At 69.0% G+C, this 23,498-nt stretch carries 27 protein-coding genes and 1 riboswitch; of the genes, 18 read left to right on the top strand and 9 right to left on the bottom strand.

From position 1 onward, the window contains the following. The first annotated feature begins 29 nt into the window (after positions 1-29). Positions 30-1,565, top strand: a complete 1,536-nt coding sequence (locus JL108_RS01965) for a class I adenylate-forming enzyme family protein (RefSeq protein ID WP_205196653.1) — start codon at positions 30-32, stop codon at positions 1,563-1,565. Beyond that, the gene (locus tag JL108_RS01960) at positions 1,562-1,813 is read left to right on the top strand and encodes a glutaredoxin family protein (protein ID WP_307837155.1); all 252 of its coding nucleotides are present in this window, start codon (positions 1,562-1,564) and stop codon (positions 1,811-1,813) included. Before JL108_RS01965 ends, JL108_RS01960 begins: the two co-directional genes overlap by 4 nt. A gap of 216 nt (positions 1,814-2,029) precedes the next feature. On the opposite strand, the gene JL108_RS01955 is transcribed toward JL108_RS01960, so the two are convergent. Both JL108_RS01955 and JL108_RS01950 read right to left on the bottom strand, forming a co-directional pair. After that, the gene (locus tag JL108_RS01955) at positions 2,030-2,728 is read right to left on the bottom strand and encodes a hypothetical protein (RefSeq protein WP_205196652.1); all 699 of its coding nucleotides are present in this window, start codon (positions 2,726-2,728) and stop codon (positions 2,030-2,032) included. A 186-nt stretch (positions 2,729-2,914) separates the two neighbouring features. Continuing rightward, a complete protein-coding gene (locus JL108_RS01950; protein WP_205196651.1) occupies positions 2,915-4,255 on the bottom strand; it encodes a deoxyribodipyrimidine photo-lyase in 1,341 nt (446 codons plus the stop codon). Between the two features lie 75 nt (positions 4,256-4,330). Here JL108_RS01950 and JL108_RS01945 point away from each other — a divergent pair, with 75 nt between their 5' ends. Both JL108_RS01945 and sigJ read left to right on the top strand, forming a co-directional pair. After that, positions 4,331-5,020, top strand: coding sequence for a metal-dependent transcriptional regulator (locus tag JL108_RS01945; protein ID WP_143911307.1), 690 nt, complete (start codon positions 4,331-4,333; stop codon positions 5,018-5,020). 7 nt (positions 5,021-5,027) lie between these two features. Beyond that, the gene (gene sigJ, locus JL108_RS01940; RefSeq protein ID WP_205196650.1) at positions 5,028-5,948 is read left to right on the top strand and encodes an RNA polymerase sigma factor SigJ; all 921 of its coding nucleotides are present in this window, start codon (positions 5,028-5,030) and stop codon (positions 5,946-5,948) included. Here the strand turns inward: sigJ and JL108_RS01935 are convergent. Further along, positions 5,881-6,465 (bottom strand): carboxymuconolactone decarboxylase family protein, encoded by a 585-nt coding sequence (locus JL108_RS01935; RefSeq protein ID WP_205196649.1) that lies wholly within the window; start codon positions 6,463-6,465, stop codon positions 5,881-5,883. The two genes, sigJ and JL108_RS01935, sit on opposite strands and share 68 nt — an antisense overlap. A 150-nt stretch (positions 6,466-6,615) precedes the next feature. On the opposite strand from JL108_RS01935, the gene JL108_RS01930 reads away from it, so the two are divergent. Together JL108_RS01930 and JL108_RS01925 are read left to right on the top strand one after the other, a co-directional pair. Further along, on the top strand, positions 6,616-6,870 hold the full coding sequence (locus tag JL108_RS01930) for a type II toxin-antitoxin system Phd/YefM family antitoxin (RefSeq protein WP_205196648.1): 255 nt from the start codon (positions 6,616-6,618) through the stop codon (positions 6,868-6,870). Continuing rightward, the gene (locus JL108_RS01925; RefSeq protein WP_205196647.1) at positions 6,867-7,259 is read left to right on the top strand and encodes a type II toxin-antitoxin system VapC family toxin; all 393 of its coding nucleotides are present in this window, start codon (positions 6,867-6,869) and stop codon (positions 7,257-7,259) included. Before JL108_RS01930 ends, JL108_RS01925 begins: the two co-directional genes overlap by 4 nt. Positions 7,260-7,289: 30 nt before the next feature. On the opposite strand, the gene JL108_RS01920 is transcribed toward JL108_RS01925, so the two are convergent. After that, on the bottom strand, positions 7,290-8,579 hold the full coding sequence (locus tag JL108_RS01920) for a cyclopropane-fatty-acyl-phospholipid synthase family protein (RefSeq protein WP_205196646.1): 1,290 nt from the start codon (positions 8,577-8,579) through the stop codon (positions 7,290-7,292). Between the two features lie 65 nt (positions 8,580-8,644). Between JL108_RS01920 and JL108_RS01915 the strand changes: the two genes are divergently transcribed. Continuing rightward, positions 8,645-9,142, top strand: coding sequence for a PGPGW domain-containing protein (locus JL108_RS01915; protein WP_143911311.1), 498 nt, complete (start codon positions 8,645-8,647; stop codon positions 9,140-9,142). Here the strand turns inward: JL108_RS01915 and JL108_RS01910 are convergent. Next, positions 9,085-10,077, bottom strand: coding sequence for a DNA topoisomerase IB (locus JL108_RS01910; protein WP_205196645.1), 993 nt, complete (start codon positions 10,075-10,077; stop codon positions 9,085-9,087). The genes JL108_RS01915 and JL108_RS01910 overlap by 58 nt on opposite strands. 1 nt (position 10,078) lies before the next feature. Then, positions 10,079-11,167, bottom strand: coding sequence for an acyltransferase (locus JL108_RS01905; RefSeq protein ID WP_185972919.1), 1,089 nt, complete (start codon positions 11,165-11,167; stop codon positions 10,079-10,081). A gap of 79 nt (positions 11,168-11,246) precedes the next feature. Beyond that, a riboswitch (guanidine-III (ykkC-III) riboswitch) is annotated at positions 11,247-11,309 on the top strand. Between the two features lie 9 nt (positions 11,310-11,318). On the opposite strand from JL108_RS01905, the gene JL108_RS01900 reads away from it, so the two are divergent. From JL108_RS01900 to JL108_RS01890, 3 genes are all read left to right on the top strand, one after another. Further along, complete coding sequence (locus tag JL108_RS01900; protein WP_143911314.1) at positions 11,319-11,639, top strand: multidrug efflux SMR transporter; 321 nt, start codon at positions 11,319-11,321, stop codon at positions 11,637-11,639. A 142-nt stretch (positions 11,640-11,781) separates the two neighbouring features. Next, complete coding sequence (locus tag JL108_RS01895) at positions 11,782-13,404, top strand: MDR family MFS transporter (RefSeq protein ID WP_205196643.1); 1,623 nt, start codon at positions 11,782-11,784, stop codon at positions 13,402-13,404. Between the two features lie 2 nt (positions 13,405-13,406). Further along, a complete protein-coding gene (locus tag JL108_RS01890) occupies positions 13,407-13,904 on the top strand; it encodes a MarR family winged helix-turn-helix transcriptional regulator (protein ID WP_240190535.1) in 498 nt (165 codons plus the stop codon). Here the strand turns inward: JL108_RS01890 and JL108_RS01885 are convergent. Next, positions 13,855-14,790 carry a LysR family transcriptional regulator gene (locus tag JL108_RS01885; RefSeq protein ID WP_205196641.1) on the bottom strand — a complete coding sequence of 312 codons (936 nt, stop codon included), beginning with the start codon at positions 14,788-14,790 and terminating at the stop codon, positions 13,855-13,857. The genes JL108_RS01890 and JL108_RS01885 overlap by 50 nt on opposite strands. Before the next feature lie 146 nt (positions 14,791-14,936). Here JL108_RS01885 and JL108_RS01880 point away from each other — a divergent pair, with 146 nt between their 5' ends. Genes JL108_RS01880 through JL108_RS01855 form a run of 6 tightly spaced genes read left to right on the top strand, consistent with a single transcriptional unit; the run spans position 14,937 to position 21,620 of the window. Beyond that, on the top strand, positions 14,937-16,160 hold the full coding sequence (locus tag JL108_RS01880; protein ID WP_205196640.1) for a CaiB/BaiF CoA-transferase family protein: 1,224 nt from the start codon (positions 14,937-14,939) through the stop codon (positions 16,158-16,160). Then, positions 16,157-17,260, top strand: a complete 1,104-nt coding sequence (locus JL108_RS01875) for a zinc-binding dehydrogenase (RefSeq protein ID WP_205196639.1) — start codon at positions 16,157-16,159, stop codon at positions 17,258-17,260. The genes JL108_RS01880 and JL108_RS01875 overlap by 4 nt, the downstream gene beginning before the upstream one ends. Before the next feature lie 17 nt (positions 17,261-17,277). Beyond that, a complete protein-coding gene (locus JL108_RS01870) occupies positions 17,278-18,780 on the top strand; it encodes an aldehyde dehydrogenase family protein (protein ID WP_205196638.1) in 1,503 nt (500 codons plus the stop codon). Between the two features lie 10 nt (positions 18,781-18,790). Next, entirely contained in the window at positions 18,791-19,315 is a 525-nt protein-coding gene (locus JL108_RS01865; RefSeq protein WP_205196637.1) for a hypothetical protein, read from the top strand. Beyond that, a complete protein-coding gene (locus tag JL108_RS01860) occupies positions 19,312-20,697 on the top strand; it encodes a tripartite tricarboxylate transporter permease (RefSeq protein WP_205196636.1) in 1,386 nt (461 codons plus the stop codon). Before JL108_RS01865 ends, JL108_RS01860 begins: the two co-directional genes overlap by 4 nt. Continuing rightward, positions 20,694-21,620 (top strand): hydroxymethylglutaryl-CoA lyase, encoded by a 927-nt coding sequence (locus JL108_RS01855; RefSeq protein WP_205196635.1) that lies wholly within the window; start codon positions 20,694-20,696, stop codon positions 21,618-21,620. Before JL108_RS01860 ends, JL108_RS01855 begins: the two co-directional genes overlap by 4 nt. 13 nt (positions 21,621-21,633) lie before the next feature. On the opposite strand, the gene JL108_RS01850 is transcribed toward JL108_RS01855, so the two are convergent. Together JL108_RS01850 and JL108_RS01845 are read right to left on the bottom strand one after the other, a co-directional pair. After that, the gene (locus JL108_RS01850; protein WP_205196634.1) at positions 21,634-22,095 is read right to left on the bottom strand and encodes a hypothetical protein; all 462 of its coding nucleotides are present in this window, start codon (positions 22,093-22,095) and stop codon (positions 21,634-21,636) included. Further along, complete coding sequence (locus JL108_RS01845; protein ID WP_307837154.1) at positions 22,092-22,628, bottom strand: sigma-70 family RNA polymerase sigma factor; 537 nt, start codon at positions 22,626-22,628, stop codon at positions 22,092-22,094. The genes JL108_RS01850 and JL108_RS01845 overlap by 4 nt, the downstream gene beginning before the upstream one ends. Positions 22,629-22,771: 143 nt before the next feature. On the opposite strand from JL108_RS01845, the gene JL108_RS01840 reads away from it, so the two are divergent. Both JL108_RS01840 and JL108_RS01835 read left to right on the top strand, forming a co-directional pair. Next, on the top strand, positions 22,772-23,212 hold the full coding sequence (locus JL108_RS01840; protein ID WP_143911319.1) for an Asp23/Gls24 family envelope stress response protein: 441 nt from the start codon (positions 22,772-22,774) through the stop codon (positions 23,210-23,212). Next, a complete protein-coding gene (locus JL108_RS01835) occupies positions 23,193-23,486 on the top strand; it encodes an Asp23/Gls24 family envelope stress response protein (protein ID WP_205196632.1) in 294 nt (97 codons plus the stop codon). Before JL108_RS01840 ends, JL108_RS01835 begins: the two co-directional genes overlap by 20 nt. Positions 23,487-23,498: the final 12 nt, after the last annotated feature.

Here is a 23,498-nt window from a genome sequence, read left to right as displayed (position 1 = left end):
GAAGACCAGTGGTGTGGTTGACTCGACTCGTGCCCGTGAACTTGAGCGACTACCTGCGCGAAGCGGCCCGCGAGACGCCTGACGCGGTCGCCCTCAGCGAGCCTCGAAGCCGTCGTGAGCTCACCTGGGCGGAGCTCGACGCCTGGGTCGACCGGGTGGCGCAGACCCTCCTCGGACAGGGACTCGTCGCCGGACATCGCGTGGCCCTGGTGATGACCAACGGCATCGACCTGTGCGTGGCCTATCTGGCGGTCCTGCGGGGCGGGCTGGTGGCCGTCCCGATCAACCCGCAGGCGCCCGCGCGCGAGATCAGCCGCGTCGTCGCGGACTGCCAGCCCAAGGTCATCGTCACCGACGCGGCCGCCGCCGCGCAGGTGCGCCAGGCGGACACCGCCGGCGCGCTCATCGCCGTGCACCGGGTCGCGCCCGAGGCCGGGGAGCTGACCTTCGATGCGTTACAGGAGCGCCGATCCGGTCAGGTGCCGATGGCACCGCCCGATGCCGAGTCCCTGGCCGTGGTGCTCTACACCTCCGGTGCCTCCGCCCTGCCTCGCGGCGTCCAGCTGACCCATCGAGCCCTGATCGCCAATATCGAGCAGGTCGGGCGCATCGAGCCCCCGGTGATCGGCCCGGGCGACGTGGTGCTCGGGCTGCTGCCGCTCTTCCACGTCTACGGTCTGAACGCGGTCCTCGGGCAGGCGCTCCGGGAACGGGCCCGGGTGGTGCTGGTCGAGAGTTTCGATCCCGATGCCGTGCTCCGCCTCATCGCCGACGAGCAGATCACGGTCCTTCCGGTGGCGCCGCCGGTCATCTCGGCCTGGGCGCGACACGAGAACGTACGCGAAGCCCTCGCCGGTGTCCGCGTGGTGCTGTCCGGTGCAGCAGCCCTCGACCCCGACCTCGCGCTGCGCTTCGAGGAGGTGTCCGGTCATCGGGTCGAGCAGGGCTACGGGCTGACGGAGGCGAGCCCCGTCGTCACCACGACGCTCGTCGACAGCGAGGCGCCCCGCGAGCCCTACACGGTCGGTTGGCCGGTGCCCGGCGTCGAGGTGGAGGTCCGCGACTCGCTCGGTCAGCAGGCCGATCCCGGCGACCCGGCGCAGGTGTGGATCCGCGGCGACAATCTCTTCTCCGGCTACTGGCCCGACGGCGCGGGCGGCCCGGGCGATGACGGCTGGTACGCCACCGGCGATATCGGCATCATCGACGCCCACGGTGCGCTGGCACTCGTCGACCGGCTGCGGGAGATCGTCATCGTGTCGGGGTTCAACGTGTACCCGACCGAGGTAGAGGAGATCGTGGCCCACACCCAGGGTGTCGCCCAGGTCGCCGTCGTCGGGATGCCCGATGAGCACACGGGTGAGGCCGTGGTGGCCTTCGTGGTGCCCGAGGACGAGACCGCCGACGAGCAGGGGCTCATCGAGGCGGTCGAAGCGGTGTGTCGCGAGAATCTCGCGCGCTTCAAGCGGCCGACGCGTATCGTCGTCGCCGCGGGCCTGCCCCATTCGCCGACCGGCAAGGTGGCCAAGGGGCGTCTGCGCGAGCTCGCCCGGGAGACGCCGTGACCGGCGCGGCCGGACCGCGCGTGGTGGTCTACACCCGCGAGGGATGCCATCTGTGCGAGGCCGCCGAGGCCCAGGTGGCCGCGGTGGTGGCCGAGACGGGCGACGGGTGGGAGCGGATCGACATCGATGCCGACCCCGAGCTCGTGCGGCGCTTCGGCGAGCAAGTACCCGTCACCTTCGTCGACGGCCGCCAGCACGACTTCTGGCGCGTCGACCCCGATCGGCTGCGGGCGGCTTTGGCCCGCTGACCGTTCAGCCGAGCCTTCAGTCGGTGGCGAGCGGCGACCTACGCACCTCTCGGCGAGCCAGCGGTGACGAAGGGTGTGCTTTCGTGGCAGCCGGGGCAACCGCAGACGCACATCCTCCGTCGGTCTTCCACGCAGCATCGATCGCGGCTCGGTCGACCGGCCCCTCGACGCTGTCCAAGAGGGCAAAGGCCAAGCGTTCGACAGCAGAGGGCACCATTAGCCGAGGTCGATCTCGATCCAGACCTGCTCGGCGCGGCCGACGAGCTGCGCTTCAGGGGTGTAGAGCGCGGTCGACGTGAAGAACTTGCGGCCCTCGCGGCGATCGAGCTGTCCCACCGCGTGATAGCGCTGACCGGCCGCCGGCACCGCGTAGACCTCCGCCGTCATGGTGCCGAGGAGCATGGGCTGCTGGGAGAAGTCCGCCGCCCATCCGCCGGGGCAGTCGAGGGCCGCCCACGTCACCGGGTCGTCGATCGCGCCGTTCTCTCCCGCGAAACCTGCGTGAGCGTCCCAGGGGGCGGCGGTCAACCCGTCACCGATCGGACCGGAGAAGATGCGCAGTCCGTCGCCCTCGCCGCGCTGCGTTCCGCAGGTGAAGCAGAGATCGAAGGGATGGTGTTCGAATCCGGGATATCCGGCCGCACCGGCCGTGATCTCCTCCGCCGAGGCGAAGCGCGGCGCGTCCCGCAGGAACCCACCGGGACGGGCGTGCCCGACGAGGGCACCGCCGTGGGTGACGAGGCGGACCTCATCGTGGTCGTGCTCGTAGGTGAGCGGTGTGTCCAGCGGCGGCGGCGTCGTGAGCCGCACCTCCACCGGACCGTCGTGCTCGATGCCCGCGGCGATCACTCCGCTGGCATAGCCTCCGTTGCCCGAACCGGGGGGACCGTTGAACTGCCGCGCGATCGTCACCATGTCCTCACCGTAACGGTCGGCGGGGGCGCCCGGTGGTCCCCCTTCCGGCGGTAGCTGGTCAACGTCACGCCGGCGATCGTCCGGGACGGAGGTAGAACGTCAACCTCATCGCGCCTCGATAACGTTGCCGATCTACCGCTGCACGAGACGTGAGGTTGATGGCCTACCGCTACTGGCGGGCTGCGGCTATCGGGTGAGGGCCTCGAAGCGGCGGAGGGCCTCGCGCCGCTCCTCCGCATGATCGACCAGGGGAGCGGGATAGTCCTGCGGCGGGTCGGCCATCGTCCACGGCTCGTGCACGGCGGGTGCGGACACGTCGGCCAGCTCGGGCACCCACCGCCGGATGTAGGCACCGTCGGGATCGAACTTCTTGCTCTGCGTGACCGGGTTGAAGACCCGGAAGAAGGGCGATGCGTCCGTCCCGCAGCCGGCGACCCACTGCCAGCCGTGCTGATTGGACGCGAGATCGGCATCGACCAGGCGGTCCAGGAAGTGCGCCGCGCCGTGGGTCCACTCCAGATGAAGGTCCTTGACCAGGAAGCTCGCGACGATCATGCGGACCCGATTGTGCATCCACCCCTCCGCCAGGAGTTGACGCATCCCGGCGTCGACGATCGGGAAGCCGGTCTCGCCGCGCTTCCACGCCTCGAGGTCGTCCGCGGGCTCGTCGTACTGGAGATGCTCGAAGCGCCGGTCGTAGTAGCCGAAGGCCGAGTCGGGACGCTGGTGGAGGATATCGGCGTAGAACTCGCGGAAGGCGAGCTCGCGCCGGTACGCGGCGGCTCCGTCCGAGCCCAGCGGCGCGAGGTCGGCCAGCATCGTTCGCGGGTGGATGCTGCCCCACTTCAGGTGGACGGACATGCGCGAGGTCGTATCGAGGCCCGGGCGGTCGCGCTCGTCGGCGTAGTCCGTGACGTGGTCCTCGAGCCAGCGGCGCCAGTGCTCGCGTGCGGCCCGTTCGCCGACGGGAGGCAAGGTCACATCGTCCGGCACCCCGGCCTCGGGGATCCGGTGGGTGCGGCCCTCCGGCCTCAGCCAGGGCACATCGCGTACCGCGGGTGCCGGATCGCGCCAGCCGTGATCGAGCCACTCCTTGTAGAAGGGCGTGAAGACCCGGTAACCCTCGCCGTCGCCCTTGACCACCCGGCCGGGCGAGACGGCATAGGCCGATCCCGTGCGCACCAGCGGCACGTCGAGCGCCTTCTCGACCCTGTCGTCCCGGCTCGTGCCGTAGGGCGTGAAGGACGCCGACACGTGCACGCTGTCCGCCCCGGACGCCCGGGCCACCCGCTCGACTTCGCGCTCCGGAGGGCCGTGTACGACGTGCAGTCCGCCGATGCGCTCGTCGAACTCGGACAGCAGTCGCGAGAGGTACGCCGTGCGCACACCGGCTCCCCGTCCCCACAATCGGTCGTCGAGCACGTAGAGGGGAACCACCCCGTCCGGACCGGCCGCGACGGCCTCTCGCAGCGCCGGCTGGTCCATCAGTCTCAGGTCGCCACGGAACCACATCACGGAGGTCGTCATCGCTCCATCGTCGTGCCGGGCCGGTGTGTTCGCACATCGGAACACGCTGTCGGCGGGACGTGGAACAATGGAGGGGTGAGCGACCTGATCGATACCACTGAGATGTATCTGCGCACGATCTTCGAGCTGGAGGAAGAGGGCATCGTGCCGCTGCGTGCTCGGATCGCCGAGCGCCTCCACCAGAGCGGGCCCACGGTGAGTCAGACCGTGGCCCGGATGGAGCGCGACGGTCTGCTCACCGTCGAGGGCGACCGTCACCTGGAGCTGTCGGAGAAGGGCCGTGCACTCGCCACCCGCGTGATGCGCAAGCACCGTCTCGCCGAGCGTCTGCTCACCGATGTGATCGGGCTGGAGATCGAGTACGTCCACGACGAGGCCTGCCGGTGGGAGCACGTGATCTCCGAGCAGGTCGAGCGCCGGCTCATCGACCTGCTCCAGCAGCCCACCGAGTCGCCCTACGGCAACCCGATCCCCGGTCTCGCGGAGCTGGGTCAGGAGGTCGGGGAGGCGGACTTCCTCGCGGGTGTGCAGACACTGCCCAAGGCCATCGCCGGATCCTCGGAGCCGACGCGCCTGGTGGTGCGACGCATCGCCGAGGAGTTGCAGAAGGACACCGCGGTGATGTCGGTCCTGCGGCGCGTCGGCGCCCTTCCGGGTAACGACATCCTCGCATCGGCCGGGCACGACGGTGTCGTCGTCGCTCGCCAGGGGGAGACGGCCGAGATCGACACCGAGGCGGCCCAGCACCTGTTCGTCTCGAACTGACCACCCGGTGTCCGGTGAGCTCGCCGCGTTCGAGGCTGAACGTGCGCGGCTCCTCGGCCTCGCGTACCGGCTGACGGGGAGCGTCGTCGATGCCGAGGACGTCCTCCAGGACGCCTGGCTCCGCTATGCCGCCGCTGACGGCATCGAACGCCCCGCCGCCTGGCTGACCACCGTCGTCACGCGGCTGTGTCTCGACCACCTCGGTGCGGCGAGTCGCCGACGCGAGACCTACCCCGGCACGTGGCTTCCCGAGCCGATCGTCACCGAGCCGCACGACCCGGCCGATCTGGCCGTCGTCGCCGACGAGGTCCGCTACGCCGGACTCGTCCTGCTCGACCGGCTCCCGGCGGATCAGCGGGTCGCCTTCGTCCTGCACGATGTCTTCGACATTCCGTTCGCGCAGATCGCCGAGATCCTCGGCACCACGGCGGCGAACGCCCGGCAGCTGGCGAGTCGGGGACGACGGACGATGGCCGAGGCGCCGCGCGAGTCCCCGGCGGCGGAGCATCGGGCAGCGGTCGAGGGACTGCTGCGGGCGCTGGAGCGCGGCGACGCCGCGGGGGTCGCGGAGGCCCTGCATCCGGACGTGACCGCCTATGGCGACTCCGGCGGTCTGACCCCAACGGCGGGCCGTCCGGTCGTCGGACCCGAGCAGGTGGCGCGCTTCTTCCAGGGACTCGTGCGCCTGTACGGAGACGAGCGACTCGGCGCGATGCGGCTAGTGGAGGTCAACGGCCGGCTGGGACTCGTCACGCCGGGTACCGACGGCCGCTTCCCGGCCCGGGTGGCCGCCTTCAGCGTGGTCGAGGGGCGGGTGATCGGCACCTACGATGTGGCCCACCCTGACAAGCTCCGCGGTGTCAGGCTTGCGGACTGGCATCCCACGGCACCCGACACGCCGAGCCGTCGGAGAAGCCCTGGCCGGTGATGCCCAGGGCGTGGTTCATGCGCGCACGCTGGTTCTCGTGGGCGATCTGGTAGACGAGCTCCAGCGCCCCGCGGTCGCCCAGCCGATCCCGCAGAGGGGTCAACAGCTCCGTCGCCTCGGCGGGCGGCGTGGCCGTCATCGCATCGGAGAGACGGATCACCTGCCGCTCGAGCTCCGTATAGGCCGGCGACGTCTCGAAGTCGTCGATCTCGCGCAGCCGGACGGTGTCCAGTCCGTCGAGACGTTGCAGCATCGCGCCGAAGTCGACACACCAGGAACAGCCCACGGTCCAGGCCGTGCGGTAGACGGCGAGCTGAACGAGGGCGCTCGGGGCAGCGCCGGTCGCGCGTTCGAGGGCAAGCTCATGGACGAGATTCGTCCACAGCAGTCCGGTGTGCCGCGCCGCCACCGCGAAAGGCTCGGGGACTTCGCCGAACCGGCGACGAGCGATGCGGTAGACGAGCCGGGTGAGCGGGTTCGCCTCCGCCGGCCGAAGAGCGGGGATGGTCGGGGTCATGGTGTCCTCCTCGAGATGTCACCTCCTTGACGACACAGCCTGCCCGGATGTGACAGCCCCGCTCAGGTGATCCAGTCGAACGGTGTCGCGGGCATCGCGCTGGCATAGCGTGAGCACTCAATGTGCTACGGGGTGTGCTACGCTTATGTCATGACCACCATCTCGCATCGCGAACTCCGCAATAACTCCGCCGAAGTTCTGCGCCGTGTTGCTGCTGGAGAGGCGATGGAGGTGACCAATCGTGGCGTCGTCGTCGCCTATCTTTCCCCTGCCGCGACTCCGGCGCTGCCCTTCCCGGTATCGCGGCCCGCTCGACGAAGCGGTGGCTGGTCGGCGCTCCCGAAGGTCTCGCTCAGTCGCTCCGTGACTGAGATCGTCGATGACGAACGCGAGGACCGCCGGTGACGGCGGCACAGGTGGTCTATCTCGACACCTCGGCGGCGGTGAAGCTCATCAGCGACGAGCGGGAGTCGGACGGCCTGCGCCGGTACCTGGACGACGGGCCGACGGTCGTGTCCAGCGATCTGCTGGAGACCGAGTTGCGCCGGATCGGTGTGCGCCACGGCATCGATCAGGTACTGATCACGGCCGTTATCGACGGCGTGACGCTCACCCCGCTGAGAAGGGAACAGTTCCGCGAAGCGGGCTTGTACCCGCAGGAGGGTCTGCGCAGTCTCGATAGCCTGCACCTCGCCGGCGCTCTCGGCGTGGAGGCCTCGGCGATCCTGACCTACGACATCAGGCTCGCTGAAGCCGCCCGTGCCCACGGGCTGGACGTCGCTGCGCCGGAATAGACGAGGGCGCTCACCGTGAGGCCGCCCTGCTCAGGTGAGCCAGTCGAGCGGGGTCGCGGGCATCCCGCTCGACCCGTCGCCGGCGGGCTTGACCAGGAGGAGCTGATCGACACCCATGCGGTTCTGCTCGAAGGCCAGCGCTCCGCCCGCCAGGTAGAGCCGCCACACGCGTGCGGTCTCCTCCCCGAGCAGGTCGACGGCCTGGTGCCAGCGGCGTTCCAGGTTGTCCGCCCAGAAGGCCACCGTCCGCGGATAGTGCTCGCGGAGGGCCTGGACATCGCGGATCTCCAGACCGGCTCCCGCGAAGAGCTCCAGCGTGCGGTGCAGCGGCTTCATATGCATGTCCGGCGCGATGTACGTCTCGATGAAGGGGCCTCCGCCGGGGTGCTCACCGCTGCGTGACATCTGCTGCACGAGGGCTCGCCCGCGCGGACGCAGATAGCGGTGGATGGCGCCGGCGAAGTCGACGTACTCCTCGTCTCCGACATGCTCGCCCATCTCGATCGAGGAGACCGCGTCGACGCTGCCGGCCTCCAGCGCCAGATCGCGGTAATGGCGCAGGCTCACGTCCACCCGGTCTCCGACGCCCCGCTCGGCGGCGACCGCCGTGACGTGATCGCGCTGCTCGCTGCTGAGCGTCACTCCGGTCACGGTGACCCCGTAGTGCTCGGCGGCGTGCAGCGTCAGCGAGCCCCACCCACAACCGATGTCCAGCAGACGCATGCCGGGTCGCAGGCCGAGCTTGCGGCACACCAGGTCGAGCTTCGCCCGCTGGGCTTCGGCCAAGGTCATGCCCTCCGCCGAGAAGTAGGCACACGAGTAGGCCATCGTCTCGTCCATGAGCAGGCGATAGAACTCATTGGAGATGTCGTAGTGATGGGAGATCGCGGCACGGTCGCGCTCGGCCGAGTGCACCTCGCCGGTCAGTGCCGACTCGGCCGCCGGGGGAGCGGGGCGAGGGCCGATCGCCCCGAGGCGCAGGGCGAGGACGGCGGCGCGTGCGACGGTACCGGGACGGACGCGGAGCCGCGCCGCGCGTGGATCCCGGGCGCGAGCTTCGTCGACGGCCGACCACACGTGGCGGAGGGCGTCGGCGAGCTCCATCCCCTCGACGTCCAGCTCACCGGTGACGTAGGCGCGCGCCGCCCCCAGCTCCCCGGGCCGGTAGAGCAGATGCCGTACGGCCCGGCGAGAACGGAGCACCACGAGCGGCGCGTCCGCGGGGCCGTGCTCCTGGCCGTTCCAGAGCCGGATACGTAGGGGCACCTCGAAACCGAGGGCGTCGCTGAGCAGTCGGTACACGCGGGAGGCGGAGGACACCCGTCCATCGTCGGGGCAGAGCGTTCTCTTCGCATCCCCTCAGCTTCGCCTGGCATGCTGTCGTCATGGCTTTGCGTCCTCGCCTGCTCGGATGGTTCCACCGCACCGGCAGCGAGGTATTGGGCTGGACGCTGGTCGTGCTGGGACTCTTCATGCTCGTCCTGCCCGGTCCGGGACTGCTCGGGCTCGTCGCCGGCGTGGCGTTGCTCGCCCGGCACTATCACTGGGCCCGCCGTTCCCTGGAGCCGCTGCACGCCAGGGCCATCGAAGCGGCCCGGTACGGGGTGGCCACCTGGCCGCGGATCATCCTCAGCGCGCTCGGTGCGGCCTGCGTGTTCGCGGTGGGGGTCGTGTGGTGGTCCGACATCCTCATCCCGGAGTTCTCGGTCTTCGGGCTCGAGTTCGGTCCGCGACTGCCCGCAGGGGGTCCGGTGACGGCCATCGGCATGTTCCTCTCGGCCGCGATCGCCTGGTTCCTGCTGGGCTACAGCGTGTGGAAGTACCGTTACGCGGTGGCCAGGATCGCGAGCAGGTCCCGCTCCGCCGAGGACGTCACCGACTGACCCGGCGCGGGGATCCGGTGGCGCGGATCGAGCGTGACGCCCTGCTCGAATAGGTCGACGATCCGCGGATCCACATAGGAGGACTTCGCGATGGCCGGCGTGTTGCCCAGATGCTCGGCCACCTCACGCATGGCCGCCGGCGCCGCACGTCGCCGGGACGTGGCCGTGGACGTGTCGGCATGGGCCAGCGAGAGGGCGGCGATGACGGTGCCTCGCCAGGTACGGAAGTCCTTCGCGGAGAAGTCCCCGCGCAGGACCTGCTTGATGTAGTCGTTGACATGCTCGGCATTGAGATCGTGCCAACCGGAGCCGTCCCGCCATGCCAGCAGCTCCTCGCCGCCGCTGCGGCGCCGCAGCATGGGCAGGAGCGCGTCGGCGATGAGCGCATCGCTGACGGTGACGTTGACCTCCTGCCCGGACTTCGCGGCATAGTCGAAGACGAGGCCGTCGGGCGAGGTGTGGACGTGCTCCTTGCGCACGGTGGTCAGGCCGAACGATCCGTTCTCATCGGCGTAGCGGTCGGAGCCGACGCGGAACATGCCGAGGTCGAGCAGCGCGAAGACGGCGGCCTGCGCCTTCTGCAGTCCTTCGGCCTCGCGAAGCTGGCGACGGACGACGCGTCGCCGACGCAGCAGCGCCTCGGCGAAGTCGAGCATCCCCGCGAACTTCTCCCGGTCGCGATGCTCACGCCACGTCGGGTGATAGAGGTACTGCCGGCGCCCGGCATCGTCGGTCCCGGTGGCTTGGAGGTGTCCGTTCTCGACGGGGCAGATCCACACCTCGCTCCAAGCCGGCGGTATGACCAGCTTCTTGCACCGTTCGACGTCGATCCCCGCGAGCGCCCGTCCGTTCTCGTCGAGGTAGCGGAAGCCCCGGCCGTGACGGACCCGCGCCCACCCCGGCATGGACGCCGAGACCCGACGCAGCCGGGTCATCTCAGCGATCCCTCGACGCGGGGACGAGAGAGCGGAGCTGATGCTCGACGGCACGGCGCAGCCGGCCGCTGAAGGGCACGTCGACGCATCGGTAGAGGAGATAGGCCGCGAGGAACACCACGGCGACGGCGGCGAGCATGGCCGGCCACGCGGCCCAGTCGTGGCGATGGAGCACCTCGATGACGTACCAGCCCAGACGCTCGTGGATGAGGTAGAGCGGATAGGTCAGGGCCCCGGCCGTGGTCAGCCACCCCCAGCGGACGTATTGCAGTCGCGTGCACGAGAAGGCCCAGATCATGACCACGCCGAGCAGCAGGATCACCGCGATGATCCCGCCCCTGGCGGTGATGTCGTCCGTGCGCGTCATGAACGCCGCGTACGGGCCGTTGCTCTGATAGGCCATGAAGGCGAGGTTGAAGCCGAGCGCCAGGGTCGTGTCCGGCCGGAACCGGCCGTCGAGGTGGACGAGGTAGAGCACCATGCCGATCGCGAAGAGCGGTGCGTAGTGCGGCATGAGGATCTCGGCGAGGACGTCTCCGCCGTTCTGCTGGGCGAGCGCGCCGAGGACCGGCCAGATCAGGACGAAGGCGAGGATCCGGTGCCGGGTGATGCCGATGAGCATGAACAGGGCGATCAGCACGTAGAACTTGAGCTCCATGTAGAGCGTCCAGTAGATGCCGTCGATATTCTCCGCCCCGAAGGCGGAGTGCACCATCGTGAAGTTGAGCGCCCAGTCGTCCCATCCCAGATCCTCCGCCGGATCGGCCGGGAAGGAGGGACGGAGCGCGAAGACGATGAGGCCGGCGATGAGGACGGCGGCCCAGTACGTCGGGAACAGCCGGCCCACCCGTGAGCCGATGTAGTTCGGCAGGTCTCGTCCCCAGGCGGTCATGAGGATGACGAAACCGCTGATCATGAAGAACAGGTAGACGCCGACGGCGGCATAGGTCGTGACGTGGGCGAACCACCCGAAGTCCTCGACCTGGCTCGGGTAGCGGCCCGTGTAGTGATAGAGGATGACCCCGATCGCGGCGGCGATTCTCAGTCCGTCAAGCAGTCTCAGCCGTGGAGCCGGGGTCGTCGTACTCACGATCCGACCCTACGGTCAGCGCCAAGACGGGGCTCGCCGAACGCGAGGCGGCCGCGTGGGCCGCATGTGCCATCCTGGGGTCAGGACCTTCCCGGTCCCCGGACGAGGAGAGCCGTACCCGGAGTGCGACAAGACGGCCATCGAGGGAGTGATGGTCGTGTCGTGGCTGATTCTCGTGGTGTCCGGTGTCTTCGAGGCCGTCTGGGCGACGGCGCTCGGCAGGTCCGAGGGGTTCACCCGTCTGGTTCCCACGGTGGTCTTCGGCGTCTCGGTCGTGATCAGCATGGGCGGCCTGGCCTGGGCGATGCGTGATCTGCCGACGGGCACCGCGTACGCGGTCTGGGTCGGAGTCGGCGCGAGCCTGACCGTGATCTACGCGATGGCGACCGGCGTCGAGCCGGTGTCGTTGGCCAAGATCCTGCTGCTGCTCGGCCTCGTGGGCTGCATCATCGGGCTCAAGCTCGTGCAGTGAGCACCGCCGATGGGCGTGGTCCACGTCATCCTCATCGCACTTGGCGGGAGGGGCGTCGCGGCGTATGGTTGACAAAGGTCAATTATTGATCTTGATCAACTACTGAAAAGAGTGTGCTTTGGCTGAGTCGACGGCGCCATCGATGACGCATCGTGAAGTCCTGCGGGCCCTGTCCGGTCTGCTCATGGGAATGTTCGTGTCGATCCTCGCGGGGACGGTGGTCTCCACCTCACTGCCGCTGATCATCGCGGACCTCGGGGGATCCCAATCGTCGTACACCTGGGTGGTGACGGCGACGATGCTGGCGATGGCCGTGTCGACCCCGGTCTGGGGCAAGCTCGCCGACATCTTCAACCGCAAGCTGCTGATCCAGCTCGCGCTGACGATCTTCGTGCTCGGCTCGGCGGCGGCCGGCTTCTCGCACAGCACCGACTTCCTCATCGGGGCGCGCGTCGTCCAGGGACTGGGGGCCGGTGGTCTCGCCGCGTTGAGCCAGATCATCCTGGCCGACATCATCTCCCCGCGGGAGCGCGGTCGTTATGCGGGCCTGTTCGGGGCCGTCATGGCGGTCGGCTCGGTCGGCGGCCCGCTGCTCGGCGGCGTCATCACCGATGCCATCGGCTGGCGGTGGAACTTCTTCGTGGCGATGCCGGTCGCGATCGCCGCACTGATCATGCTGCAGCTGACGCTGCATCTGCCGAAGCACGACCGCCCCAAGCCGAAGATCGACTACCTCGGCGCCGTGTTCATCACCGCCGGCATCTCGATGCTGCTCATCTGGGTGAGCCTGGTCGACCACAACTTCGCCTGGGCGTCGGTCGAGACCGCCTGGATGGTGGGCGGCTCGGTGCTGCTGCTCGTGCTGGCCGTGGTCACCGAGCTGCGCGTGGCCAACCCGCTCGTGCCGATGACGATGTTCCGCAATCGCACGTTCACCCTCACGGTGATCGCCAGCCTGGCGGTCGGGGTCCTGATGTTCGGCACGGCCGTCTTCCTGGCCCAGTACATGCAGCTCGCGCGTGGCGCGACGCCGACCGAGTCCGGGCTCCTCACGATCCCGATGATGGTGGGTCTGTTCACGGCGTCGACGGTCTTCGGCCAGGTCATCACCCGCACCGGCCGCTGGAAGCCGGTCATGGTCACCGGCGCCGTCACCGCGATCGTCGGCTCGGTCATGCTGGGTCGCCTCGACGGTGACTCGCCGATGTGGTTCGTCTCCCTCGCGATGCTGGTGCTCGGAGCAGGCCTGGGCATGCTCATGCAGAACCTCGTCCTCGTGGTCCAGAACTCGATCGCCGTGGAGAACCTCGGCGTCGCGACGAGCGCGGTGACCTTCTTCCGCACGATCGGTGGCACGGCGGGAGTGTCCGTGCTCGGATCGGTGCTCGCGCTGCAGGTCAAGGACCGCATCGCCGAAGGCCTCGCCACCCTCGATCCGGAGCAGCAGGCGCAGGCCGCTCAGGCGCTCGGCAGCGGCACCGTGCCCAAGATCGCCGACCTCCCACCCTCGATCGCGAGCGTCGTGGAGCATGCCTACGGATCGGCGATCGGGCACGTCTTCCTGCTCACCGTGCCGCTCGCGCTCGTGGCGCTCATCGCGATCGCGCTGCTGCCCAAGCAGGATCTCGGCACGTTGACGGCGGTCCAGGCCCGCGCGCAGGCCGAAGAGGTCGCCGCGGACATGGCGGGTATCGAAGGACCGCAGAAGACCGAGGAGCGCCGGGTGGACGACGATGAGGCGTCGCCCGCGACAATGAGGTCGTGAACATGCCGACGCCCGATCCGCTCGCCCAAGCCGACCCGCGGGTCGCCGAAGCGGTCGTGGCGGTCGAGGACGCCATGAGCGCCCTGGGTAGCCGCGTCCGGGTCATCCTGCGCGACGCCGCGGGCCAGGTCGACGAGAATCTGCAGCCCTTCGGGCTGCGGATCCTGCGGATGCTGGAGCGCCACGGCGCGCAGTCGGCCGGTCAGCTCTCCGAGTGCCTCGAGGTCGACCCCAGCTCGACGAGCCGGCAGGTCCGCCAGCTCGTCGACCTGCGGCTCGTGGAGGTGACGGCCTCGGCATCGGACCGCCGGTCGCGCATCGTCGCGCTCACCGACTACGGCCACGAGCGGCTCGCGGCCATCGGGCCGTCGAGCCGGATCCTCATGCAGCGCGCGTTGAGCGAGTGGGATCTCGACGACCTGCAGCAGTTTGCGGCGTATCTCGAGCATCTCACCGATGCGACGGTGCCCCTTCCGCCCGCCGGCGCCGATCGGTCGTGAGCTCGGTCAGCATCCGAGTGACCCGCTCTGCGGCGGGGGAGAGCGAGCGGTCCGCGACGCGCGCGATCCCGAGGCGACGATCGACCCGCGGGTCGACCAATGGTGTCGTCGACAGGCCCGCGAAGGACATCAGCGGCAGCACGGTCTCGGGTGCTGCCGCGACCCCGAGTCCAGCGGCCACCAGGCCCGCGATGACCGCGAGGTTCTGAGCTTCCAGTACCTCCTGTGGTCGCGTGCCGAGAGCCTCGAAGGTGTGATCGGTGAGTGCGCGCAGGCTGGCGGCCGGGCCGAAGGCGACCATCGGCTCGGCGGCCAGCGCATGCCAGCTCACCGTCGGGTGAGCGCTGAAGTGGTGGTCGCGGGGATGGACGGCGTGGAAGCTGTCGCTGTAGAGCGGGAGGAAGACGACCGACTCGGGAAGGTCGTCGTCGCTGGTGATGGCGAGGTCGGCTCGTCCGGCGAGCAGGTCCTCGGTCGCGTCATGCGCAAGGGTGTCATGGATGTCGACGGTGACGTCAGGGGCGCTGGTGCGCATCCGCGCGACGATGCCCGGCAGCATGGTGGCGGCCACTGACGGGAGCGATGAGATGCGCACGATCCCGCCGAGGCCATCGCGGTAGAGGGCGAGTTCGCGCATGTCGCGCTCGTGCTGGCTCACCATCCGACGAGCGATCCGCACGAACTCGGTGCCGGCGGGTGTGGCGCGTACCGACCGGGTCGTGCGGTCGAAGAGACGCACGCCCAGACGCCTCTCGACGTCGTTGACGGCGCGGCTCAAGGCGCTCTGCGAGAGGTGGGCTGCCTCCGCAGCTGCGGTGAAGCTGCGGTGTTCGGCGACCTCCAGCACGAGACGGGCGGAACGGAGATCCAGATCGGGCGCGGTCACCGTGTGATTGTCCCACTGCACGCATTAATTCATGCATATTGAGGCGTGCAGAGTGTCAACGAGAGGGCGTAGCGTGACGGCGGTTACATCGTCGATGTGACAGTTGACACCCCCGACAGCGTCCTGCGGGACCAAGAGAGTGAGTGATGAGTTCAGCCCTCGCCCGCCCCGATGCGGACCCCGATATCCACGCCGTCAACGCCGCCTCGTCGTCCGACTTCCAGCCACTCGCCGGGGTGCGGGTCATCGACTTCACCCGAGTGCTGGCCGGCCCCTACGCCACCATGACCCTGGCTGAGCTGGGCGCCGATGTCGTCAAAGTGGAGATGCCCGGGATCGGTGATGAGACCCGTGCGTGGGGCCCGCCCTTCATCGATCACTCCAGTGCGTACTTCCACGCGGTGAATCGCGGCAAACGCAGCATCGAGGTCGATCTGAGTGTCGAGGAGGGTCGCAGAACCGTCGATCGGTTGCTCGCTTCGGCAGATGTGGTGGTCGAGAACTTCCGACCGGGCGTTCCCGAGCGTCTCGGGCTCGATGCCGAGCAGGTCATGGCGCGCCACCCCCAGCTCATCTACGCCTCCATCACCGGTTTCGGCCGAACCGGGCCGATGGCATCGGATGCGGGGACCGAGGTGATCGTCGAAGCGGAGTCGGGGTTGATGAGCGTCACGGGTGAGCCGGGCGCGGCGCCCGTGCGCTTCGGTGTCGCCATGGTCGATATCGCGACAGGTCTCACGATGATCAACGGCATTCTGGCGGCTCTGGTCGAACGCGGCCGGACGCAGCGTGGCCGACGTATCGACGTGTCGTTGTACGCCACCGCCGTCAGTTCGCTCGGGACGGTCATCGCGGCATCCTCCGCGGGGGGCGCGCCGCCGCGGCCGTGGGGGAGCGCGCATCCGTCGATCGTTCCGTATCGCGCTTTCGCCGCCGCCGACGGGCACGTGGTGCTGGGGGCGACCAATGATGCGATGTTCCGGCGCCTCGTCGTGGCACTCGACCTCGCCGAGGAGTTGGGTGGGCCGGAGTGGGCCACCAATGCCGGACGAGTTGAAGGCCGCGAAGAACTCGAAGAGATCGTGCAGCGTTCCGTTGCCCTGACGAGCGTCGACCACGTGGTGGCCCGGCTGCGCGCGCAGCGGGTCTTGGTCGCCCCCGTGCTGCGACCGGACGAGGCCGCGGCCAGCGAGCAGGCCCGCGCGCTGGGACTGCTCGTGGAAGAAGACGGAGTGCTCATGACCCGAGGTCCGCTCGCCGCCAGCCAGGGAGTATCGATGACCCCGGCACCAGCGCTCGGCCAGCACACGCAGGAGATCCTCGCCGAGCTGTTCGCATCGGCTACGGAAGGTCAGGAGGCCACATCATGACAACCGGACGTGCAGCGGTACTGCATTCCTTCGGCGGAGACTTCTCGATCGAGGAGTTCGCCCGCCCCACGGCGGAACCGGGCGGACTCGTCGTCGAGATCGATACGGCCACCATCTGCGGATCGGATGTTCACGCCTGGAAAGGCCACCTGTCCCTGGGCGTGCAGTTGCCGATGATCCTCGGCCACGAGATGACCGGGCGGATCACCGAGATCGGCGCGGGAGCCGATGTCGACAGCGTCGGCCAGCCGTTGCGGGTCGGTGATCGTGTGGTGTGGGCGCATATGTCCTGTGGCCGCTGTCATGAGTGCACGGTCGAACAGACCCCCGTGCTGTGCGCACAGCGGTTCATCGGCTATCTCCATGACTGCTCTGTGCCTCCGCATTTCACCGGCGGCTTCGCCGAGTACGGCATCGTTCGCCCCGGCGCGGGGCGGGTCCGGGTGCCCGATGGTGTCGAGTCGCCGTGGGCCTCGGCAGGGAGTTGCGCACTGCGTACCGTCGTCAAAGCGCTCGACCTCGCCGGGCCGATCGACCGCGACGACACTGTCGTCGTGCAAGGAGCGGGCCCCCTGGGCCTGTTCGCCACGGCACTGCTGTCGCTCCACGACCCCCGCCGCCTCGTGGTGGTGGGGGGTCCGCAGGAACGCCTCGACCTCGCCGAGGAGTGGGGAGCGACGCATACGGTGCTGGTCGATCCCTCGGCGGACCCCGCCGAACGCGTGGAGCAGGTCATGTCGATCACCGGGCGCGGCGCGTCGGTCGCCTTCGAGCTGGCCGGCGCCCCGGGGGTAGTGGGCGAGGGGGTGCAACTGATGGCTCGCCATGGTCGTTACGTCCTGCTCGGCACGCTGGGCGGCCAACCCCAACCCGTCGATGTGGCGACGGTGGTGACCCGTGGCGTCACCATGATCGGTTCGATGAGCGGCGCCATCGGGGACTACCACCGCGCGATGACCGCCTTGGACCGCTACCAGGATCGGTTCGCGTGGGATCGCATGCTCGGGAACACCTACGACCTCTCCACACTCGCCGACGCGATGGACGCCATGGTCTCGATGCGCGAGATCAAACCCGTCGTACGGCCGGCTGCCCGCTGAATCCGAAGGAATCCACCATGAACACTCTGTCGTCATCCACCCCTGCGCCTGACGAGCTGCGCTCGGCTCTCGATGATCACCGCACGAGACTGCCGGGACGTTTCGGCTTGGCCGTCGGGGGAGCGGTCCGCGACCCCCAGCGCTGGAAGGACACGGTCGACCCGGCTACCGGCGAACCGTTGGCCACGGTCGCGAGCGCCACCCCCGAGGAGGTCGATGCAGCGGTCGTCACCGCCCGCGCGGCCGCGGCGCAGTGGGCCGAGCGGCCGCCCGGTGAACGCGGTGCCGTACTGCGCCGGTTGGGTGCGCTGGTGCGTAGAGATGCCGAGGTGCTCGCTCGTCTCGAGACGCGTGACACCGGCAAGCCGTTGACCCAGGGGCGAGCCGATATCGCGGCAGCGGCGCGATACTTCGAGTTCTATGGATCGGTCGTCGAGGGATTCCTCGGCGATTCGGTCCCCCTCGGCCCCGGCTCACTCGCCGTCGTGGAACGGCTGCCGCATGGCGTGACCGGTCATGTCGTGCCGTGGAACTATCCCGCCCAGATCACCGCGCGCTCGGTCGGAGCCGCCCTGGCGGTCGGAAACGCCGCCGTGGTCAAGCCCGCCGACGAGGCGCCGCTGGTGGCATTGGCCTACGCCCGGCTCGCCCGCGAAGCCGGAATCCCCGATGGAGTGCTGAACGTGCTGCCCGGGGGTGCTGAGGCAGGGTCAGCACTGGTTGCCCATCGCGATGTCGACCACGTCTCGTTCACCGGATCGGTAGCCACCGGCCGCGTGGTCGCGGCCGCCTGCGCCGACCGTGGCCGCCCGGCGCTCCTCGAACTCGGCGGCAAGTCCGCTCATCTCGTCCTCGAGGGAGCTGATCTGGGCCGAGCCGCGCCGGTCATCGCCCGGGCTCTGCTGCTGCACGCGGGCCAGACCTGCACAGCGGGGACACGGGTCGTGGTGCACGAGTCGCTCCACGCCGATCTGGTGGCAGCCCTCGTGCCCTTCTTCACGGCCGCCACTATCGGACCCGGACTCGGGGACCCGACGGTCGGCCCGGTCGTGTCGGCGCCGCAGGCCGAACGAGTCAGGGGTTTCGTGGACCGGGCCGAACGCGAGGGGGCTGTGGTCGCCGCGCAGACGCCGATGGCCGCTACCGGCGGTGGCTACTTCGTTCCGCCGGTCCTGTTCGACCAGGTGGCTCAGACGGCCGAGCTCTTCTCGCAGGAGGTCTTCGGTCCCGTGCTCGCGGTGACACCCGTCTCCTCGGATGCCGAGGCGATCGATGCCGCGCACAACAGTGATTACGGCTTGACGGCAGCGGTCTGGTGTACCGACATCGACCGCGCGTTGCGCACAGCGCGGTCTTTGGACGTCGGGCAGAGCTATGTCAACGGCTATGCGCCCGGAGGTGGAGTCGAGCTGCCATTCGGGGGGACACGCGACAGCGGGTACGGCCGGGAGAAGGGTGTGGAGGCGCTCCGTGAGTACAGCCGCACCCGCACCTTGTTCGTCGATATCGCGAGCCACTGAGGGTCGCGTCATGGAGAGGAAGCACATCATGTCCGAGGAAGAATCCTCGACATCCCCCACCGAAGAAGGACTGGTGGAAGTGTGGGGTGACGTCGTCAGCGAACGTCACGTGAAGGTCTCGGTCCTGCTCGGTGCCGGGCTCGCCGTCCCCACCTTCTTGCTGGCGCACCGCGGATTCGCCGGGACGATGGACAATCAGGACCTTGCCAAGACCTTCGCGATGCTCGCCGGCCTGGCCGCTTGCCTGGTCGCCGCGCTGATCAGCGCGCGACTCTTCGAGCCGAAGCGGATCGTCAGCGAACGCACCCTCGATCGTGAGCAGCAGGTCGAGGCAGCCCTTGAGCTTGCGCGTCAGCCGCTCGGCATGGGCCGGCTGGCGGACCTGGACGACGAAGGACGCGAGGAGCTGCGACGCATCGGTCTGTATGAGGTCTTCGAGGAGGCCGAGCGTCGTCTCGCCATCGACGAAAGCGCCCAGGGTGGCGAAACGGAAGCGATCGACGGATCGAGCACTGCTGCGGGAGGAACGCGATGAATCCGGAACTGCTCGACGGCATCCTCACCGCACTGGCGGCGGGGCTCGCTGGCGCCGTCATCTTCTCCCTCCTCGGCCTGGTCTCGGGAACCGACGAGACGGCCACTCTCGCACCGCTGACACTGGCGGTCGTCCTCCTCGGCGTGCCGCCCGCCGGGGTGTTGACCTTCTTCATCGCCGGGGCAGCGGCCAAGCATATGACTCATGCGGTCCCCACCACTCTGCTGGGAATTCCCGGTGACACGATGGCCATCGCCCTGATGGAGGAGGCGAACTCGCTGCGCCGGCTCGGCGTACCGCATATCGCCCTGCGCAAGATGATCTCCGCGGCGGTGCTCGCGGCCTTGATCGCTGTGCCGGTATCCGTGCTCGCCGCCAGCGCTCTCGCGACGATCTCCGAGGACATCAAGAAGGTCATCCCCTACCTCTTCCCGCTGATCGCCATCGTGATCGCCTATCTGTCGAAGGGCCGGTGGGCGTCGGTGATAGCACTGGTGCCGCTCACCGCGATGATCACCGGGCTCAACTCCTTCGTCGCAGCCGAGACCGGGAAGACGCTGGCGATCAGCTTCTTCGTCGGGCTGGCCGTGGGACCGATGATCGTCGACATGGTCGGACTGGCCTCGCCCCATCTCCGGGGCTCTCTGCTGCGTGATCGGCGGCCCACGTTCTGGCTGGCACCCGAGACCGACGCTGGTGGTTCGTCGCGTCCGGCGCGAAACCCGCTCCGCGTGCTCAATCGCAAGGAAGCCTCCACGACGGTTGCCGCCGCCAGCGTCACGAGTTTGACCTTCGTGGTCAGTCCGCTCGCGATGGCGATCCTGGTCGGCGATATCGTCGGCGCTCGGGTCAAACACGCTTACCAGCGCCTCACCCGCGTGATCTCGGTCCGTAACGGTGTCACCGACTCGACGTATCTGGCCGAGACCCTCATCCCGCTGGTGGCCGTCGGGTTGCCGTTGAGCCCGATCGCGGCCGGCGCGGCCGCGCCCCTCTTCAATGCCCCGCCGGTCTTCTCCGTCGGCGGGGACGGGAGCGAGTTGCACAATCTGCATACACTCTTGAGCCCCTCACAGTTCCTGGTGTACAGCCTGATCGGCGTACTGGCCGCGGCTCTGGTGGCCTATCCGCTCACCATCAGGTACGCCCGTCGCGCGGCCTTCTTCGTCGCCCAGCGGTTGAGCCATGAGGCGGTCGTCGGAGCGTTCGCGGGACTCGTCTTGGTGGTCGCTCTCTACGAAGGAGGGTTCTGGGGAGTCGTGGTGATGCTGACCGTCGGCCTCGTCGGCGGTGTGCTCAACAAGGTCATCGGCATGCACGTCGGTGTGCAGTGCATGGCGTACTACGTCTCGGTGCTCTCGGTGCCGGTGTTGCTGGGATGAGCGGGCGGCATCCGACGGTCCACCGCGATCCAGCGCTTCCGCGGAGGGTGACGGTCTACGAGGTGGGGGCACGAGACGGCCTGCAGGCCGAGTCCGCCCTCGTGCCCTCCACCGCCAAGATCGATTTCATCAGCCGCTTGCGGGCTGCCGGCCTGCCCTGGGTCGAGGCCACCAGTTTCGTGTCTTCGCGCCGGATCCCGCAGCTCGCGGACGCCGCCGAGGTCCTGGCGGGCCTCGGCACCGATCTGGAGGCCCATCCGGTGTTGGTGCCGAACCTCCGTGGGCTGGAGCGGGCACGTGCTGCCGGGGCGCGGACGATCGCGGTCTTCGTCAGCGCGACGGAGAGCTTCGCGAGGCGCAATCTCAATGCGGGACGCGATGACAGCCTCGAGACGGCCCGGCGAGTGGTCGAGGAGGCCTCCGGGGAGGGCATGCGGGTGCGCGGCTATGTCTCGATGTGCTTCGGCGACCCGTGGGAGGGGGAGGTGGCCGTCGACGAGGTCGCGTCGGTCTCGCGCTCCCTCCTGGACAGCGGATGCGCCGAGATCTCCCTGGGCGACACGATCGGCGTGGGAACCGCCGGGCACGTCGCGGAGCTGGTCGCGGCGCACGGTCGAGCCGGTATCGGTCCGGAGCTGCTGGCCTTGCACTTCCACGACACCTACGGCCAGGCGCTGGCCAATGTTGCGGCGGGTCTGAGGTCGGGGGTGGCCTGTTTCGACGCCTCCGCCGGCGGCATCGGCGGATGCCCGTTCGCCGGGTCGGCCACGGGCAATCTCGCTACCGAGGATCTGCTCTGGATGTTGTCAGGCCTGGGAATCGAGACGGGGGTCGACCTGGACGAGGTCGTCGCGGCGGGAGCGATGATGACCGATCTGCTGGGGCGTCCGCGCAGCCGCGTCGCCACCGCACTGCTCGGCTGAACAGCGGCTCGGATCATGTCCTGTCGGTGGCCACATCGTCGACGATGATCTCGACCGACGAAGGCCCGAACCGCGGATCCGCGCCGAGGAAGTCCTTGATACACGCGAGGGTCGCGGCGCGAGCTCGTTCGGCGCTGGCGAGGAGGTCGTCGCCATAGCGCCCGCTGATGGTGAGGATGACCGAGGTCAACCGTTCATCGACCACCTCCAAGTCGATCCCCTCGACCTGATAGGTCGGATCGTCGATACGCCGCCGAATGGCCGCGATGACGACTCGGCCGGCGACGAGCACGCGGGCGAATCGCGCGCCATGGGTGGGCTCCCCGTCGGCGCTGAAGGCGATCATCGGCGCCGACGGACGGACGATGCGGCGGACCCGTCGCATGATGTCGTCCGACAGGGTGAACCAGCCCTCCGGCGTCGGCTCCTCGCGGGCAGCCCGGATGGCGGCGCTGGTCTGGTCGCCGGGATTCATCGCCAGGCCTCCATCCTGTCGGCGACGTGACGTCGCGCGCGGTACAGCTGGCCCCGTACGGCGTCCGGGCTCATCGAGAGCGCCTCGGCGAGCTCGTCGTAACTGAGCTCCTCGATCTCCCGCAGCACCCAGACCGCCCGTTGCCGCCACGGCAGTGAAGTCAGCGTCGTCTGCAGTGCGGCGAGGAGGTCGTGCTCCAGGACCACCCGAGAAGGGTCGGCCAGTGCGTCAACGGTACGCCCCGCCAGGATCTCGTCGTCGGTGGGCGTCGGACGCCGGCGTCGTCGGATATCGGCCGCGCGCCGGTGGGTCAAGCTGAACAGCCAGGTGCGCAGCGACGAAAGTCCCTGGAACGACTCGATGTTCTTCCACGCGGAGATGAAGGCGTCCTGAACCGCCTCGCCCGCGTCGTCGTCATCGGCCAGCATCCGCCGCGCGAAGCGGAACATGCTCGGGCCGTGCCGATCCACAATCGCCGCGAAAGCCGCGTCATCGCCGAGGACGGCGGCACGTACCAGACTGGCATCGTCCACATTCCGATCGTCTCCCCGCGAGGTGGCAAGCGCTCGTCGAAGGATGTGATGCGCATCACGTCGTCTGTCGCGTGAGGAATACCTGCCTCGGGCCGACTCACCTGATGTCAACCCATCGACCACTTGCACAGAAGGGGCACATCATGGCTGAGAAGACCACGACGGATGTGGAGAAGCGTGGCAGCACCGGAGCTCTGGTGACGGAGCTGGGACGGACGACGATCGCGGACTCGGTCGTCTCCAAGATCGCGGGGATCGCCGCGCGGGAGGTCGCCGGCGTACACGACCTCGGTGGCGGTGCCGCTCGCACGGTCAGCGCCATTCGCGAGCGAATCCCCGGCGCGTCGGTGGATCGTTCGCAGGGCGTGGCAGTGGAGGTCGGCGAGCGGCAGACCGCGGTCGACATCGATCTCGTCGCCGACTACGGCGTCTCCATCGCCGACCTCGCGGCGGCGGTGCGTCGCAATGTCATCACGGCGGTCGAGCGGATGACGGGTCTGGAGGTCACGGAGGTCAACCTGACGGTCCACGATGTCTTCCTCGACGAGCCCGACGAGCGAGACGATGACCGACACGTCGAGTGACCCCAGCGCGGAGACGATCGCCGAGGCCGTCCAGGCCATCGACGGCGTTCACAGCCTGCACGGAGGGCTCTTCGGGGAGGTGGCGACCTATCTCCCCGGAGGCCGCGTCTCGGGCGTCCGGATCGGCGACGACGGCGTCGACGTCCACATCGTCGTGAGGATGGGACGGCCCGTGCTGCCCGTCGCGGAGGCGGTCCGCGCCGCCGTCGAGGCGATCACCGTCGGACCGACCCATGTGACGGTCGAGGACCTCGCCGACGTCACCGGCGACTGACCCCGCGAACCA

It is taken from the genome of Aeromicrobium sp. YIM 150415, assembly GCF_016918125.1.
Lineage (GTDB): Bacteria > Actinomycetota > Actinomycetes > Propionibacteriales > Nocardioidaceae > Aeromicrobium > Aeromicrobium piscarium.
The sequence above is the reverse complement of the archived record's forward strand: the minus strand, read 5'-3'. Positions and strand labels throughout refer to the sequence as shown.